General features: G+C 49.3%; 12 protein-coding genes. 8 read left to right on the forward strand and 4 right to left on the reverse strand.

Annotation, left to right across the window (positions count from 1 at the left end):
• Positions 1 to 603 (forward strand): helix-turn-helix domain-containing protein, encoded by a 603-nt coding sequence (locus BWI93_RS17795; RefSeq protein ID WP_141217513.1) that lies wholly within the window; start codon positions 1 to 3, stop codon positions 601 to 603.
• Between the two features lie 31 nt (positions 604 to 634).
• A complete protein-coding gene (locus tag BWI93_RS17800) occupies positions 635 to 2,470 on the forward strand; it encodes a serine hydrolase (protein WP_094813697.1) in 1,836 nt (611 codons plus the stop codon).
• 193 nt (positions 2,471 to 2,663) lie between these two features.
• On the opposite strand, the gene BWI93_RS17805 is transcribed toward BWI93_RS17800, so the two are convergent.
• Positions 2,664 to 3,107: a hypothetical protein gene (locus tag BWI93_RS17805; protein ID WP_094813699.1), complete on the reverse strand. Its 444-nt coding sequence runs from the start codon at positions 3,105 to 3,107 to the stop codon at positions 2,664 to 2,666.
• Positions 3,108 to 3,499: 392 nt separating this feature from the next.
• Positions 3,500 to 4,804: a DUF2254 domain-containing protein gene (locus BWI93_RS17810; RefSeq protein ID WP_094813701.1), complete on the reverse strand. Its 1,305-nt coding sequence runs from the start codon at positions 4,802 to 4,804 to the stop codon at positions 3,500 to 3,502.
• A 614-nt stretch (positions 4,805 to 5,418) separates the two neighbouring features.
• Here BWI93_RS17810 and BWI93_RS17815 point away from each other — a divergent pair.
• Positions 5,419 to 6,531 (forward strand): acyltransferase, encoded by a 1,113-nt coding sequence (locus BWI93_RS17815; RefSeq protein ID WP_094813703.1) that lies wholly within the window; start codon positions 5,419 to 5,421, stop codon positions 6,529 to 6,531.
• Positions 6,532 to 6,727: 196 nt separating this feature from the next.
• Here BWI93_RS17815 and BWI93_RS17820 read toward each other — a convergent pair whose 3' ends face one another.
• On the reverse strand, positions 6,728 to 8,296 hold the full coding sequence (locus BWI93_RS17820) for a TlpA disulfide reductase family protein (RefSeq protein WP_094813705.1): 1,569 nt from the start codon (positions 8,294 to 8,296) through the stop codon (positions 6,728 to 6,730).
• 377 nt (positions 8,297 to 8,673) lie between these two features.
• Here BWI93_RS17820 and BWI93_RS17825 point away from each other — a divergent pair, with 377 nt between their 5' ends.
• The 5 genes from BWI93_RS17825 to BWI93_RS17845 all read left to right on the forward strand — a co-directional run bounded on the left by BWI93_RS17825 (position 8,674) and on the right by BWI93_RS17845 (position 13,116).
• A complete protein-coding gene (locus tag BWI93_RS17825; protein WP_141217514.1) occupies positions 8,674 to 9,336 on the forward strand; it encodes a hypothetical protein in 663 nt (220 codons plus the stop codon).
• A 430-nt stretch (positions 9,337 to 9,766) separates the two neighbouring features.
• The gene (locus tag BWI93_RS17830; protein ID WP_094813771.1) at positions 9,767 to 10,810 is read left to right on the forward strand and encodes an NAD(P)-dependent alcohol dehydrogenase; all 1,044 of its coding nucleotides are present in this window, start codon (positions 9,767 to 9,769) and stop codon (positions 10,808 to 10,810) included.
• 239 nt (positions 10,811 to 11,049) lie between these two features.
• Positions 11,050 to 11,739, forward strand: coding sequence for a siderophore-interacting protein (locus BWI93_RS17835; RefSeq protein ID WP_094813709.1), 690 nt, complete (start codon positions 11,050 to 11,052; stop codon positions 11,737 to 11,739).
• Between the two features lie 8 nt (positions 11,740 to 11,747).
• Positions 11,748 to 12,617: an AraC family transcriptional regulator gene (locus BWI93_RS17840; RefSeq protein ID WP_094813711.1), complete on the forward strand. Its 870-nt coding sequence runs from the start codon at positions 11,748 to 11,750 to the stop codon at positions 12,615 to 12,617.
• Between the two features lie 52 nt (positions 12,618 to 12,669).
• The gene (locus BWI93_RS17845; RefSeq protein WP_094813713.1) at positions 12,670 to 13,116 is read left to right on the forward strand and encodes a hypothetical protein; all 447 of its coding nucleotides are present in this window, start codon (positions 12,670 to 12,672) and stop codon (positions 13,114 to 13,116) included.
• Positions 13,117 to 13,270: 154 nt separating this feature from the next.
• Here the strand turns inward: BWI93_RS17845 and BWI93_RS17850 are convergent, their stop codons facing one another.
• Positions 13,271 to 16,084, reverse strand: coding sequence for a glycosyl hydrolase (locus tag BWI93_RS17850; protein ID WP_094813773.1), 2,814 nt, complete (start codon positions 16,082 to 16,084; stop codon positions 13,271 to 13,273).
• Between the last annotated feature and the right edge of the window lie 2 nt (positions 16,085 to 16,086).

The following is a 16,086-nucleotide window of genomic DNA, read 5'->3' on the forward strand; positions in this document are numbered from 1 at the left end:
GTGCAACAGACACCTGATCCGGCAGGCTGGATGAAACCTGCCTTACGGGGTCTTGCTTTCTTCTACGGACTGGCACTGCTTGATCCACTCATCAACTTCCTGTATTTATCACCTCAAGATACCCGATTCTTTTTTACCGCTCAGTTGTTCCCGATTTTTACCTGTATCGCCGCCCTCACCGGTCACACCCTTACACAAGTACATCTCCCGGCGAAGATACTACCAGCCTCGTCCGTCAATAAAGAACATCAGGACCAGATTCAACAGGCTATTCACTACCAAAAGCTTTATCAGAACCCGGAGCTTACGCTGGTTTCGTTGGCAGCCCGGCTTGGGCTTTCTCCCAACGTCGTCTCCCGAACCATCAATACGGGTTTTGGGCAGTCGTTTGCTGAGTACATCAATACGCATCGCGTGGAAGAAGTCAAGCGACGCCTGGAAGCCGGAGACGCCGAGCGATTTACGCTCCTGGCTTTGGCATTGGAAGCGGGCTTTCCGTCCAAAACCACCTTCAATCGGGTATTCAAGGAGCAAACCGGCTGCACGCCAAAAATGTACCAAAAGAAGTGCCATTCTATGATTCGGGACGATCCTGATTTGTAAAGCGTACACCTTTGGGTCAAATCAGTCGATCATGCAATCCTACAGACTCCTGCGTTGGTTTTTCTGCACGTGGCTTGGCCTCGCCCAATTCCTCCCGTTCGTCATTGCTCAAGTACCCGAAAAGCGGGCCGACCGAATCGCTGCTGTTGAGACGGGTTTGATGCCTTACGTGCCCATCGCGGGGCTATCGGGCTGGAATCTTGAAAAACGCAGACAATATCATCAGGTTCCGGGGCTAAGCATCGCCGTTGTTCGCAACTACCACATCGATTGGGTCAAGTCGTACGGTCTGGCGGATACAAGCACTCGCCAGCCAGTCACCCCGCATACCCTCTTTTCAGCAGGATCAATCTCTAAGTTAGTAACTGCCCTGGCGGCCCTTCGCCTGGTTGAGCAGCGGCGACTTAGCCTGGATACCCCCATCAATCACTACCTGACTTCCTGGAAATTGCCGGAGAATGAATTTACGCGTCGAACTCCAATAACCCTGCGGATGCTGCTGAGTCACCGCGGCGGAACGAGTCAGTCCGCCTACTTTGGCTTCACACCCAACCAGACGCCCCTGCCATCGATTGTGGATATTCTGGCGGGTAAACCCGGCACGGAAAGTCGGCCCGTAATCGTCAACAGTGAACCCAATCAGGGATTCCGCTATTCCGGTGGTGGCTATCTGGTAGTACAGCTGGCGATGATGGACGTAACGGGTAAAGATTTTGCAACCTTAACCGACGAGTTACTTTTTAAGCCGCTCAGGTTGCGGCATTCAACCTTTGCCCAACCTCTTCCCGCTTCACTAGCTACCCGGGCATCGTGGGCTTATTCGTCCAATAGCTGGTTTAAAGGCATGCCCTACGTCTATCCGCAACAGGCCGCGGCTGGTTTGTACACCACAGCCCATGATCTGGCTCTGCTTCTGATTGACATTCAGGCTAGTTACGGGGGAAAACGTGGTCTATTACAACAGGCATCGGCTCAGGCAATGATGACACCCCAGACTCAGGTGAGTGACGGATTCTATGACGAACAGATGGGATTGGGAGTCTTTTTACTGCGACAGCAAACAAGCACGGGTGAAGACGGTCGATACTTTACCCACACGGGCGTCAATGCCGGATTTTTAGCTGAAGTTACGGGAAGTTTGACGGGCGGTAATGGTGTAATAGTCATGATGAACAATGACAATGGGGCCAATGAATTAGCCAAAGAGATTCGTCGGGCCGTAGCACCCGTTTACAACTGGAAAGACTTTCTGCCCAGGCCCCTGGTCAGGCAAGTTTTACCAGATTCGCTCCTGAACGCGTACGTAGGCCGCTACCAGCGGGGTGCCGATGAAGTGGTACAAATCAGGCGGGAGGGCAATTTGCTTGTCGAGCAGATCAACAATGGCAAACCCATCCTTTGCGTCCCCATCAGCCCCGATACCATCGCCCTGACCGATTACACGACCCATGCCTATTTCAGTCGGGGCCCATCGGGTAAAATCGATTCGCTCCGGTTGGCGTGGGAAAAAACGCCCTGGCCGCGTCTGGCTGAGGACCAGTACTTACCCAGCGAACTAATCCGAATGGGCCGGATCAAGGAAGCCATGGAGGGGTACGCAGCAATGCATCTGAATGTCTTCCAACTCACTTACATGGCTTATGATTTTCTCCAGCAACGCCCTGCCAATTTGCCCGCAGCCGAAGGAATACTGATGATTGCGAAAGAACAGTTTCCCAAGGAAGCGATCGTACACGCCCGTTTGGGCGATTTATGCCTGAAGCGAGGGGATAAAGCAGGTGCGATAGCTGCCTACACAAAAGCCGTCGAACTAGATTCTACGGATCAAAACAGCGAGGAAGTATTGAAGAGGTTGCTGGCTCGTTGATCAACCCCTGAAAAGCAATGGTTTTCAGGGGTTGATCTCTCCTGATGTATTAGTTTGGGCCACTCCAGTACCTAAACGGATCGACCTGTGGTTTAATCCGTCTAGCTTGGTTCGTAACGTCAACACAGGTTTCAAATATCCGGAGAAGATTTTTGAAACTATTGCGAAGAACCCTCGTCACTAACGTCCTACTTTACTTTTCGGTTTGCATTACGATCTGCCCGACGGGTTGAGCGGCATTGAGGTCGTCTTCTGCTGAAATTAAAAATCCTATGGGTTTAAAGGGCGTCAGTGTCTTTAGAGAGCTTTTGAGTTCATCTGAAAGAAATCCGCTATCCGTTTTCAACTGTCCAATGTTTTTTACTCCGTCTTTCTCGGTTTGTACCCAAACCAGGTAGAGTTTCCGGGGTGGCGTAAGTCTGCTGGGTTCAGCTAATCTGGTAATCTTCAAATTAACTTCATAGTTATCGTTGCCATCTTTCTCCACCTCTACACTTCCTTCTGCGGCTGGCACGACCGTTGAAGTAGCAAAATTGTATTTTTCTGAGTTACAGGATTGAAGCAACACCAGGACGAAAGCCCACATCAGGACATTGGCTGTGACATTCGACCACTTGATTTTTATAAATGATTGCATGGATGGATCGTTTTATAATTGAACAATTCTACTAAAGGGGTTGATTTTAATTCAACAAAATGCTGGTAATTACTGTAAATGAACACGTACTTTTTTAGGGAAAAACAGTGTACCAGTATCTTATGTTATCTGGCTTGCTGTTACGCCTTTTGTCCGTTGAGCCCATTTTATTACTATTCTCTGGCTAAATGCGTCTTCGAAGGTTATGTGCATCCCGCTTGAGGTACCTACGGAACGCGTCAAATGGTTTACTGATTTACAGGAACTTCCCATAGTTTTCAGGGCTCATCGTCCGATAACACACTATTTATATCCAGGCCGGTATTGATCAGAAGAGAACAGTAGTAAAACGGCAGTATCCTCGACCTGTCCGGTTCTACAAATGAATGATGTTATTTGTAATCAGCATTGAAAGTGGATTGCTTTGCCTCGATGTCAGACAGGAGTTTCTTAAAGACTACGTGGGAAGTAAGCCCCTGCAATTGCAGACACATCAAATGCATTTCGTTACAGAATAATCGATCATCCTGACCGTAATCCCACAGTGGTCGGAGGCTTTGCAAAACCAACGCATCAAAACTGATTTCAGGAATGACTATTAAAATTTTTCCCTGCTGATCGTAAACCGCCTCGGCCGGAAAATGACTGGACCGGTACAAGAAGAGGGATACCAGGGCGTGCAAACTAAGAATAGCGGTACCGGGGTCATTTACGCCTGTACTCAAGGCTCGCAATCCAATTTCTCTTAATTGGCTAAACCCGTAAAAATAATTGCCCTGAATGGTTTGATTATGCCTGACGGACGTCAAGTCAATGATTTGCTTTTCCAGCGATTCCGGAATCATTTTACTTACTCCCATCAAAGGAGTGCCTGGTAGCACGAACGTACCCGGAGTAACGACTACATTAATCTGAATACCGTGTTCCGAACAAAGCGATTGCAGAGCTTCCAGATCAATCCGTTCGTAGATACCCGACTCGGTAGCTTTGACAAAATGAGAAGTATGCGTAAAGGGCTGGGCAGGAACAGGTTGCGAATGAGGACAGCTTTTTTTCATTGCATCCAGCGTATCCTCAACTATTTTTTTGATCACTACTTCATATTTAACGGACTGGGTAATGTAGTGTAAAAAATAAATAAACAGGAAAATATCGAAGATCGTAAAGAACATTAGCAGGTAGATACTAAGGGCCGGAATGTAAATTCCTGATTCGACATCCCGAATCGTGCTTAACAGAAAGAAAGCATAGATGATGGTTCCGATATAAATGCCTAGAACGATTTGCTGAAACCTATTCCCGATTAACTGACCAAGTACGCGGTTACTCATCTGAGAGGCCGCCTGATTCAGCACGATCATTACCATTGAAAAGCTGAATACGGTTAGCGACAACAGTCCAGCGGCAATGGCCGTGATGATGCTTCTGGCCGTTGAAGCATCTCTTAAACGTAACCACACCAGCTCACTCTTGATCAATTTTCCCTGCGTTGAATAATCTAAAGTGATCATGATTCCACACAAAATGAGAAATCCCAGGGAGATGATCGCCGGGTAAAAGGCGATACTGTTGACGGTTTTTTGATATTTTCTGAGTAAAAAATTATTCACGGGTCTACTTGTCAAGGTGTCTGGAAACGCCGTAAAAAAATAAAACCAGTAGGGGCCCACGGGTAAAATCAGCCATTCCCTGAGCATACTTCAAAACGTATGATTTATTTTCTCTATAAGATTTCAGTTTCCCGGTATCACCCGATTGTTCTGATACCCAGGCGATAGCCAGTGATACTTTCTGTTCTTTGATCATTCGGCTTTTGAGGCAATGAACCTATAAGCAGCTGATTCTGAGCATCAGCCCACACTGACCCTAAGGGATGAGCCTTTGCTAAAGCAGCCTAGTGGCAAAACTCTTTTTCTGCAATATCCTGACTGTTCTATCCATTTTTTCGGGGAAAATTCTGGTCAACTGGCACGTACAACTACTTATATTTCACGCAAGCTGGTCGTATCTACTTGATTGTACAGGTTGTATGGCTACACCTGTCTAAAAAGGCTATTCCCTTCATTACTCCATCGCTGGTCTTGTTCCTTTCTGCTTTTTTCGAGTTCTTGCGTATACTATTGAAATCGGTCCGTTCGATTCCGTATTCGGACATGCCTCCGCTCTCGCCAGGACCTCAACGGTAAAAGCAAGCCTACGCAGTTCGCGAATGCACACCCTATACTGAAGGGAAAACTGGCAGAGAATCTAAACCTACCTTCCGCTTCGTGCCTGCTCAAACCAGCGTATAGTCGCAAGGGTCTTACTATGTATGCATAACCATCAATTAGGCACCAAGCCTCATTATCAAATCCTGGATGGGCTCCGGGGAGTAGCCGCCATCCTGGTCGTTTTTTTTCACCTGGCCGAGCCGCTGGCCAGCAGCCGCCTGGAAAATGTAGTAAACCATGGATACCTGGCCGTTGATTTTTTCTTTCTTTTATCCGGCTTTGTTATTGGTTATGCCTACGACGACCGATGGAACCGCTTAACCGTGGGCGGCTTTCTTCGTCGCCGGTTCGAGCGGCTGCAACCCCTCGTGGTGTGGGGCATGACCCTTGGTGCGGTTACCTTTTACTTTACCGACTCCCCGATCTGGCCGCTCATTCATACCGTTCCGGTCTGGAAGCTGATTCTTGTTACGCTGATCGGTTATACGCTTCTCCCGATCCCCCTTTCGATGGATATACGCGGCTGGCAGGAGATGCATCCGCTCAATAGTGTGGGATGGTCCTTATTTTTCGAGTACATCGCCAACCTACTCTACGCTCTGGGACTGAGGAAATTATCGACGAAGGCCCTGACTGCTTTTGTCATACTGGCCGGTGCCGTACTATTGCATTTTGCGGTTACAAACCCCAATGGAGACGTTGCGGGTGGCTGGACACTCAATGCTCAACACATGCAGATCGGCATCACCCGTACGATTTATCCGTTTTTTGCCGGACTGCTTCTATCTCGGGTAGCCCGACCCGTAGCTATCAAACATGCCTTTCTCTGGTGTAGCCTGCTGATTGCGGTGGTTTTACTGATGCCACGCCTAGGCGGTGAAGCTCAGCTATGGATGAACGGTCTCTATGAAGCGTTCTGCATCATCGTGGTCTTTCCACTCATTGTTTACCTCGGTGCCAGTGGCGTGGTGCATACGCCTATGGAAGAGAAAATTTGCACCTTCCTCGGTGATCTTTCCTATCCCCTCTACATGACGCATTACGTGCTGGTGTATTTTTACGTAGCCTGGGTGAGTCATCACAAAGGCATTACCCTCAGCCAGGCCTGGCCCTACGCACTACTCACGTTTACGGGAGCCATTGGATTGGCGTATGCCAGCTTAAAGTGGTACGATGAACCGGTACGAGCCTGGTTGCGGAGAAAGCTGAAGTAGTTGAAAGCAAAATCCTGTACGCGTTGAGCCTGAGAAGGGATTGAATTCCGTACACAGGACCACCGATGAATGAACGATTGAGGACCCACCAATGGATCTACCCTGCTTAGGCCCCGATGGATCCTCCTGTCTTCTCCTGCCCGTTCGTGTAATCCGGTGCTACAAGAAGCAGGAGAATACCCGTTTTGTCACTCCCTCAGGGATTCGCCGCCAGTTTACTCAACAGTGCAGCCGTTTCCTTACTTTCAACCCGTGGAGCATTGGCGTGGGTGAGCTTTCCCTTTTTGTCAAAAATCATGTACCGGGGAATGGCCTGTACTTTCGTTGCCTTGATGAAATCGGAAGCCTGGGCGTTGACGATCAGATAGTTTTCCGGGTAATCGCTGAGCTGCTCCTGCATACTGGCTGCTAGCCAGGGTTTAACCTGATTATCGATGGATAGATACACAAACACGACTTTTTCTTCCTGTAAAGCCTTGCGGAGGTGCATAGATTCCGGCATTGCGGCCCGGCAGGGACCACACCAACTGGCCCAGAAATCCACGTACATGATTTTTCCGGCGTGACGTTTCTTAAGATCTTCGAGGGTAATGCGTTTGTTTTTACTGTCGAGTAGCACCAGGGACCGCGTGGTGTTTCGTAGCTGATCAAACTTCAAAGCAAAGTTTTTTTCCAGAGACTGCGTGTAGAGCGTATCCTTCACCAGCCCTTTGTACGTCTGGTGATAGTGCAGAAAGTCAGCCTGGGAAAAGGTCCGGGCGATTCGATACATTTCCCGCGTGAGCAGATAGTCTTTTGCCGGAGCCGGAAACAGGGCACTCGTCTGGATCAGTTCAAATGCCTGGCGGTAATCCCGGTTTACTCCGTCTTTCAGGTCCATAAATCGGGCCTTTCGGGCCACGAGCCGATCGGCAACTGCATCCAGGAATTCGTGATGGTATACTTCCGGATAGTGGTAGGGATTTTTCTTGTAGTCTGCTAAAATCGCCTGAATACGATCACTGGAAAGATGTCCAGCTTCCAGTTCGACCAGGTTCGTCCGCATCTGTACCTTCTCTTTATGAAAAGCATACACTTCCGGCGATAGCATACCCGCCTGTTGCAAAGAATCCAGCACGATATGGGCCACGGCGAGATCCGCCAGTACCTGCGGGTAGAGTTTCCGCTTGACCCGGGCGATGCCACTGTCAATGCGGGCAATGTTTTGCACCGGTGTCAGGGTGGCGATTTTCTTCATCACGGCGGGATCGTTTATGATGTCCCGCATGTAAATTTTTCCCGCATCCATATAACAGCCCAGTGGTGTATATTTTTCGGTACGTCCCACGCCCTTGCGAATTAGCTCATCTACCCGAAGATCAGCCGGAAATGGCTTTCGATGCAGAATGTTCAGTTGCGGGATCGAATCGCGGTAGCTAATCAGCAGGGAGTCTCCACTTCGGAGTACATAGTCATTGTAATCCATATAATTGGCGGAAAGCCGTGCGATTACGACTGAAGCGGGACTTTTAAAAACAATCGGATTGGGAATTTCATTGGGTTTTAATTCAAATCGGCCATTCCCATCATCGGTATACAGTGACAACAGATCGTCTCTCCTCGACCAGGACGTACGGTTGTTAATTTTAAAATGAAAATAATTATCAATCTGCGGCTGATTTTTAAATTGAATCGTAACCGATGGAGGGTTAGCAATCGTCTGACTATTCCCCTCTGCTAATGTTCCTAAAAGTAGGACCGTACCAAACAGACCGATGTTTTTCATAGGATTTTTTTAAATGTTGACGTGATGACTTGCTGCTTTAAAACAGCCCATAGTTGTTTCTATAAGCCACTATTTGTCAAATAGTTAGCTTAAGTGCTTTACAAAAAGCACCCACTGCAAGCGATGTAGGCTTGCCGATTTAATCCAAAATGGCCGATCGTTTAGCCGTTCTTAAAGACGGCGGGAAATAGCATTCTTACGCTGGAATGTCTCTTGAGCGAAGTGCTTAATTCGTAGAAAGAATAAACAAAATGCAGGCTGATCGCATAGCAAAATTAATTATAGAGGAAGGATCTTTTTCAAATCTGCAGTAATACTAGCACTGTATATTCACAATAACTAAATAAATAGTTAAAAAATTAAAACCTTAGTTGTTTTTGTTTCATCTTGCACGGACGTTACGCATTATACGCCTTTCGGTTCACCATTCACCGCATAAAAAACTACTTCTTTTGCTTGTGCTCGGTACGGCCTGTACCCGCCACACCAGCCTGCCGCGTTCGAGTCCGCATAATGTAGTCAGCCAACTTAATGACTCTACGTGGTTCGCTACTGGAAAGGCCATTCGCCTCATCAAGCCGGGTCAACAGCCCGGATCGGTCTTTACGCTGCAAGTGTTTACCGACCTTGACTTTTCGGGCAATAGTTCTGTCAACCGTTCCCCTGCCATTACGGGTTGCAACGGCGAATGCGTTCCTACCCAAAGTTTGTCTGTCTATCAGATCCCACTTAAAAAAGGTCGGTATACAATTGCCCAGCTTCATGGCCAGCGGGTTACGGATGTGGAGCGAACCAATTACCGACTATTGTGGAATGGCAGTGGCCTTGCCAAAGAATACGTCAATGGCAAGGGCCGTGCAAGCTGGGTGCGTATTACCCGGTACGATCCGGAATCCTGCACGGTGGAGGGTCAGTTTTCGCTGGACCTGAACGAAAACCTCACGATTCCCAATCGCTTACAAAACCAGCTTCCGCCCGTTGCCCGTTTTCGGCACGGGGTCTTTCGCGTTGAGGTTAAGGATATACGTTTAAAAGAATAGTCCTTGTTTGAGAGCAGTATGTTAAAAGGAACAACCTTCAGCCTTTAAGCTTTGATTTTGATCAGGACAAAGCTTTATAAATAGTTTTTAAACAACATACAATCAACGCTTTATCAGAATAAATCTTGATTGAGGCAGGCAGTAGCTCGGGCTCCAGGGCTCATGTTTAGCCGTATCTGATCAGCCTCTGGTTTTACTATTGAAGGGTTGCCAACAGAATGGGGCAAGAAAATCCCCTGCTTCCAGAGGCTGATTCTTTTTGTTCTCACCCCCTTACCTGGCCCATTCCTTTCCGATTACTCTGTGATTTTCACCTAAAAGGTAATAAAGTTGCTCTGACGTAGCCCGGGCCTTGATTTCACCTCGGCCCAGCAATGAAACGTATGGCTTCCCTAAAGCAATGAAAACCCTTTTCAAGCATAAGAAAACGATGATAGAAACAAAAGGATACGCCGCCCAGACCAAGGATACGCCCCTGGCTCCCTGGTCTTTTGAACGCCGGGAACTCGGTCCGCACGATGTTCAGTTCGATATTACGTACTGCGGCGTCTGCCACTCGGATCTGCACCAGATTCGGGATGAATGGGGTAACGGCATTTTTCCCATGGTACCCGGGCACGAGATCGTAGGCCGCGTGGTGGCCGTGGGTAGCCATGTGCAAAAATTTAAAGTAGGCGATTTAGCCGGAACGGGTTGTCTGGTGGATTCCTGCCGCACCTGCGAAAATTGCCAGCACGGCTTGGAACAATACTGCCTCAACGGCAACAGTCAGACGTACAATGGGCTGGAGCAGGATAAGAAAACACCGACGTACGGGGGCTATTCCAACACCATCGTGGTGCACGAAGATTTTGTACTGCACATCCCCGAAAATCTCGATCTGGCAGCTACGGCTCCCCTGCTCTGTGCCGGTATTACTACGTATTCGCCCCTGCGACACTGGGGCGTAAAGCCAGGCCATAAACTGGCAGTTCTGGGTCTAGGAGGTTTAGGCCACATGGGCGTAAAATTCGGGGTTGCTCTGGGAGCGGAAGTAACCGTGCTGAGTACCTCACCGAGCAAAGAACAGGATGCCAAAGCCCTCGGTGCCCACAAGTTTATCGTGACCAAAGACCCCGAACAACTAGCTTCCGTAACGGGCTATTTCGATTTTATTCTCGATACGGTTTCCGCCGAGCACGATTACAATCAGTACCTGGCCTTACTCAAAACCGACGGCGTTCATATTTGCGTTGGAGCCCCGCCAACGCCCTCGGCTATTCTGGCCTTCAGTCTGATTCCGGGGCGTAAAAGTCTGGCTGGTTCGAACATTGGTGGTATTGCCGAAACGCAGGAGATGCTGGATTTCTGTCAGGATAAGAACATCGTTTCGGACATTGAAATCATTGCCATAAACGATATTCACACCGCCTACGATCGCATGCTGAAAGGTGACGTACGCTACCGCTTTGTAATCGATATGGCGACTTTGTAAGAGCCCCAATCGATGTCGGTTAATGGCCTGTCAAGACAATGATCATTGTACCCATTGGAAAGCCCCTTCCATCGCTGGTCTTCACTAGTAGTAGGAGGGGCTTTTGACATACGTAGCCTTACGTCTGCCTTGCCACGCACACCTATCAGCATTTACCGCCATTTGTCCACCTATCCCCGTTCTTTGTTAGACAAAAGGCAGTTGATTGGCCCGTAGTTTTGCCAGCAAATCAATCGACTATGGCCAATCTTCTTAAAAAAGCAGCGTCGGGTTTACTGGAAAAAATGCTTACTCCGGCTCAGGTAGTTAGCGTCCGGGCCTGGCAACCGTCCACCCTGCACGAAATTGTCATTCATACCCCAACCGTTGCCATGGAAAAGTGGGAAAGTATCAAGCGTTTCAAGTGTCAGGTAGAAACGCTTACGTACCGCGATTATACACCTGCCGAATGGGACGTTGACACCCGGCAATGTACCTTTTATATCGAAACCGGACATGCGGGGGCTGGCAGTCGCTGGGCCCGACAACTCAAAGCGGGTGATACTATTTTGCTGGGCCTCGCTCATGCGGCTCCTGTACCCGAAAAGCCGGGAGAAATCCTTTGCCTGGGGGACGCCAGTGCCTTGGGCCACTTTTTGAGCCTGCGACAACTCACGACCCGGGAACATTATCCCATGCAAGGCTGCGTCCTGCTCACGGATGACTACGTGTTTCCGGCCTCCTGGCAGTACCCCGAATTCGAGTTTCGAGTAAAAAGTCACAGCAACGGACAGGCGGAGCTGGAACAATGGCTTCAAACGCAGTCGTTACAAGCGTACACCAGCATTTATATTGCCGGAAATATTCCGCTGGTACAAAGCCTGCGAAAAAAACTAAAAGCCATGCCGGATGTGCACGCTAAAATTTACGCACACGGATTTTGGTCCTGACTACAGCCATGACCCAGGAAACCATAGCCCTTTACTCGCTCATTGAAAGCCTGTCAGGCGTTGAGATTCAATCGTTTTCATTTGATGAAATCGAGGTACTTGCCCAGGATCGAAGCATGATGCCTCACCGCCACGATCACTACTGCTGTTTTTTGCTGGAACGGGGAGCGGTTAATTTTAGCATTGATTTTCAGGAGATGGAAGTTGGTACGTCAAGTTTATTGATCTCCTGTCCCGGACAAGTCCACCAGCTGGGTTTTGCCCGACAAGCTCACGGCTGGATGCTGGCCTGCGATGCGGCTCTGATTGATCCCAAAGCCCGCACCGTGATTGATCAGGCTTTTTCCCGAATCGTACTCATGCGTCTGGACGCGTCCAGCCTGGATTGGTTCGTCCACCTGTTTAAGCTCATTCATACGCGGGTCCATACCGAGCAGCCCGAGCGTTTTCAGGCTCAGCTGTTGCAGCACTTACTGAATGCCTTTTTTTATCAGGCTGCTCATCTCTTTCAGACCCAGGAAGAGCAACGCATTCAGCAGCATACCCTTCGAAGCGTTGACCTGTCAAAAAGATTTCAGCAATTGGTAAAAGAACATTTCCTGAACCTGAAAAGACCCGCCGATTACGCCGCGATGCTCAACATTACGGTGAGTTACCTAAATGACACGGTAAAATCGGTTACGGGTTTTCCTTCAACGTATTTTATTCAGCAAGAAGTAATCCAGGAGGCTCAACGACAGCTTTTCTATACGACTCAAAGCGTCAAGGAAATTGCTTATGGCCTGGGTTACGAAGATGGGAAGTACTTCACCCGTTTGTTTAGCAAGCTCGTTGGGAAGTCCCCCACGGATTTCCGAAAACTACACGTTTCCGAGTAAGCCTTTCGGTAAGAAATATCCCGTTTTACAGTAGCATCAGACCCACTTAGCTATGAAATTTCTAATCATTGGAGACATCCAGGCGGAAGATTCGCTAACGTTTGACGTAGCGGATTATCTATGGAATAAGGGTAATGAAATCTATCTACAAAGTTTAGATGCCGACCGGTCTGACGCGGAAACACCGGGATTAGAAATTTCGGATGCTGTTGTGATTGTTCAGCCCGCGTTAGCTACTGTAAGCTCAGCCTATTCATCCCTTACCCCGGATCTTCTTGAAGGCAACGACAACCTTGCTTCCCGTACCGAAGACCGGTTATCGATTCGGCAGCTACTTCGCCAGCAAAAACTGGTTTTTCTCTTCTCGCAGGACGGTATTTTCTCGAATCTCCGATCTGATGTGTCCCGGATTCATAAAATTTTTACGTACCCGGCATTAAACCAAACCGCCCTTCTCCAATTTTTTGCCTGGTGTAAAACGCTTGGCCTTTTTGCTTAAACACCTGACTGTTGTAGTACGATCTGCCCGATCGGACTCAAGTTTCAATGAGTAGCCTGAATGGGTGGGCGGACTATCCAAATCCATCCTACTCTTTTTGGGTTGGAATAAAGCTTCCACCCGAGTGAATGAAACATCCACCTGTACGGGCAACTTACTCAATGGGCTGAATCGTAATTTCCCCTTCCAGTCCAGAGGGCAGGGGCTTCCAGTCTTTGGCGGTAAACAGGCCATCTTTACCCACGTTTTCTTTGAGCCGGGCCGGGAAGTTGGTGTTATAAAACTTCTTGTACGCCCCACCCTGCTTCTCCAGACTAATAATGCGGTTAGCCATGCCATTGGCTACTTTGATTTCCAACGAATTGCTGGCTTTTAACCAGCGTTCATCCAGCACTACCTGCTGATCATTTTCCAATAAGGTACCTACTGATGTTCCGTTTAACCGCACTTCGGCACTACCATGAAGTTTGCCCAGCTGCAACAGCCAGCGTTTGGCCGGACCTTCGGGTTTAGTAAACGTAGTTTGGTAACTAGCCAGTCCCGAAAACTCCTGTAATGCAGGTTGGTTGACCTCCGTCCAGGGTTTTAATGTGGTTAGTTCTAGATCTGCTGGTAAACTTGGCCCCCCTTCCATAAAGTGTACCTTCCAGGGACCCTTCAGGGCTATTTTTGCTCCGGCTGTTTTGTAATAGGGAAAAGGTGTTCCCGTCCGTTGGGTGGGTGCCGTTTCCAGGATCAACGAAGCTCCAGCGGCCAGTTGAACCCAAACGTTTCCGTCCTGCAAACGAGCGAGTCCCTTGTTACCCGTATACGCATCGTACAAAGCAACCGAGGCGGCCCTGGTCGAAAGCGGTAACCAGCCTTCCCAGGCATTTTTATTGGTATTCAGGATAAAGTACAAGGTCTTAGACCCAATCATCCGGCGGCTAAACTGAATCCCTTCGGCCACCATCGCTTCCCGCCGTACCTGAGCCTGCTCGAGTAACCCGGTCAAATCATTACCAATTAAAATTCGCCCTTCACCCCAGACGGCCTGCTGACCAGCCTCCGATTTCGACCATTGTAAACCCGCGAACCCTTCGTCAAAAGCCTTTTGCTGGGTTTCGTGCCGGGACAGACCCGGCACCCGCTCGGGCCGGTTTTTGTAAAAAATGACCGTGGCTCCGTTGTGTACCCGTTGCAGCAGAGCTTTTTGCGTAGCCAGGGGTAAGTAATGTACGGCAGGCAAGACGAGCGTCTGGTAGCGGCCTCCTTGGCTAATCAGCTGCTTTTGCTGGGTCTGTAACGTCAGGATTTGTTTATCCGAAATATAGTCAAACGCGTAACCTTTCGCCTGCATTTCTTCGGCACTGGCTTCGAAAACGGTACCCTTAAAACCCTTCTCCATGCCATCAAAGTGTTGCAGCAACTCGCGACCGGGCTCGTTGTACTTATCGGCTAGCGGATAATACAGCAGGACATCGTTATTGGCCCGACCCTGCTGAAGAAAGGACTGCGACCGGGCAATATACTGGTTCAGCGTTGGGAAATGGTGCCAAAAGGGGTTGGTGGGCTGAAAATGGACGGCCGCGTAAAACAACCAGCCCGGCCAGGGGTCGGTACTGGGCGAATATTCAATGCCGTGGTAAAACAAATGATTTACTCCACCTAGAAAGTACAGATCCGTAGCCCGCTTGACGTCACCCAGCGTGGAAACAAAGTGCTCATTAAGCCAGGTAGCTGCCTCGCAGGAAACGAGCGTTTTGCCCGTCACGTGAGCAGCCGACGAAGCGAACTTAAAACGGAAAATATCCCGGCCTTCTGTCTCGGGAATATCGGAGGTGGCGTACAAATCCAGAATGTTGGCGGGTGAGCCGTGGGACTGATTACGAATGGGATAGCCCCGCTGATTCGCCCATTTTCGCCAGGCCGCCGTATAATTTTCCTGCAATAATTCACTGATAGTGAGCCGGTAATCGTATAAAACGCCGAGTTGGTTTTCACCCTTGTCCAATAAATCGAAGAGGTGCTCTTCCAGTGCATAGCCCCGACGTTTCCTGAATTCGGCAAAGAACTCCGGCGTCCAGTTGGATTGGCCCCGGGCGTCGTCCACTTCGTAGGAATCGTTGAACATCGCCCGTAAACCTTTCAGCGTATGACCCTTAAATGCCTGATCAAAGTGGTTCAGGTATCGATCCGTCGCGGCCTTCGAGAAGTGATCGATGGCATAACCTTCCCCGCCGGGGGCCGCCCGTTCGACCATCTTGCCGTGCATGCCTTCGAAGAGGGCCAGCAATTTCCATGATCCAGCGGGTGCCTGCCAGTTGAGCGTACCGCTCGCGTCGAGTTTGCTGGTCAGATCCAGCGTGGTACCCTGCTGATTGCGGGCCACCAGCCGCTGGGCTTTGAGCTGTGCGGGGTACTGAATCTGATCCAGAGCCAGTTCCTGTAGATTGGTATTAGCGGCTAAAGGGGCTTTTACCTGCGACAATTCCAGTTTCGTCGGATTCGCCGTTCGAACGAAGCCGGGTACAAAGTACAGTACTTTTTCCGACAGGCGTTGTCCTTCTTTGAGTTCGTAGGTTTGGTGATACACCGTTTTGGCGGCATCTTTCTCGGTAACCCAGGGTCCGCCAAAGGGCCAGCCTGAGCCCTGCGACATATCAATCCCCAGATTCAGGCGTTTGGCTTCCTGGAGGGTATACGTTAAAGCATCCATCCATTGCGGACTTAAATAGGGCAGAAAGTCTTTTTCGTAGCCTTTCACCCCGTAAATCGGTACAATTTCAAGCCCACCCAATCCGGCTTTCTGGTAAGTTTCCAGAGCCTTGCGAAGCTCCTGATTCTTAACGGCACTGCCCTCCCACCACCAGCGGGACCAGGGTTTATGCTGAGAGGTAATCACTGGCCAGTTCACCTGAGCCTGACTGGCTGCGGCGACACTCAGTAAGCACGTCAGCAGGCAGGCGGATAGCGTCGTTTTTTTCATAG

Origin of the sequence: Siphonobacter sp. BAB-5385 (assembly GCF_002261125.1) — a bacterium.
Classification (GTDB): Bacteria; Bacteroidota; Bacteroidia; order Cytophagales; family Spirosomataceae; genus Siphonobacter.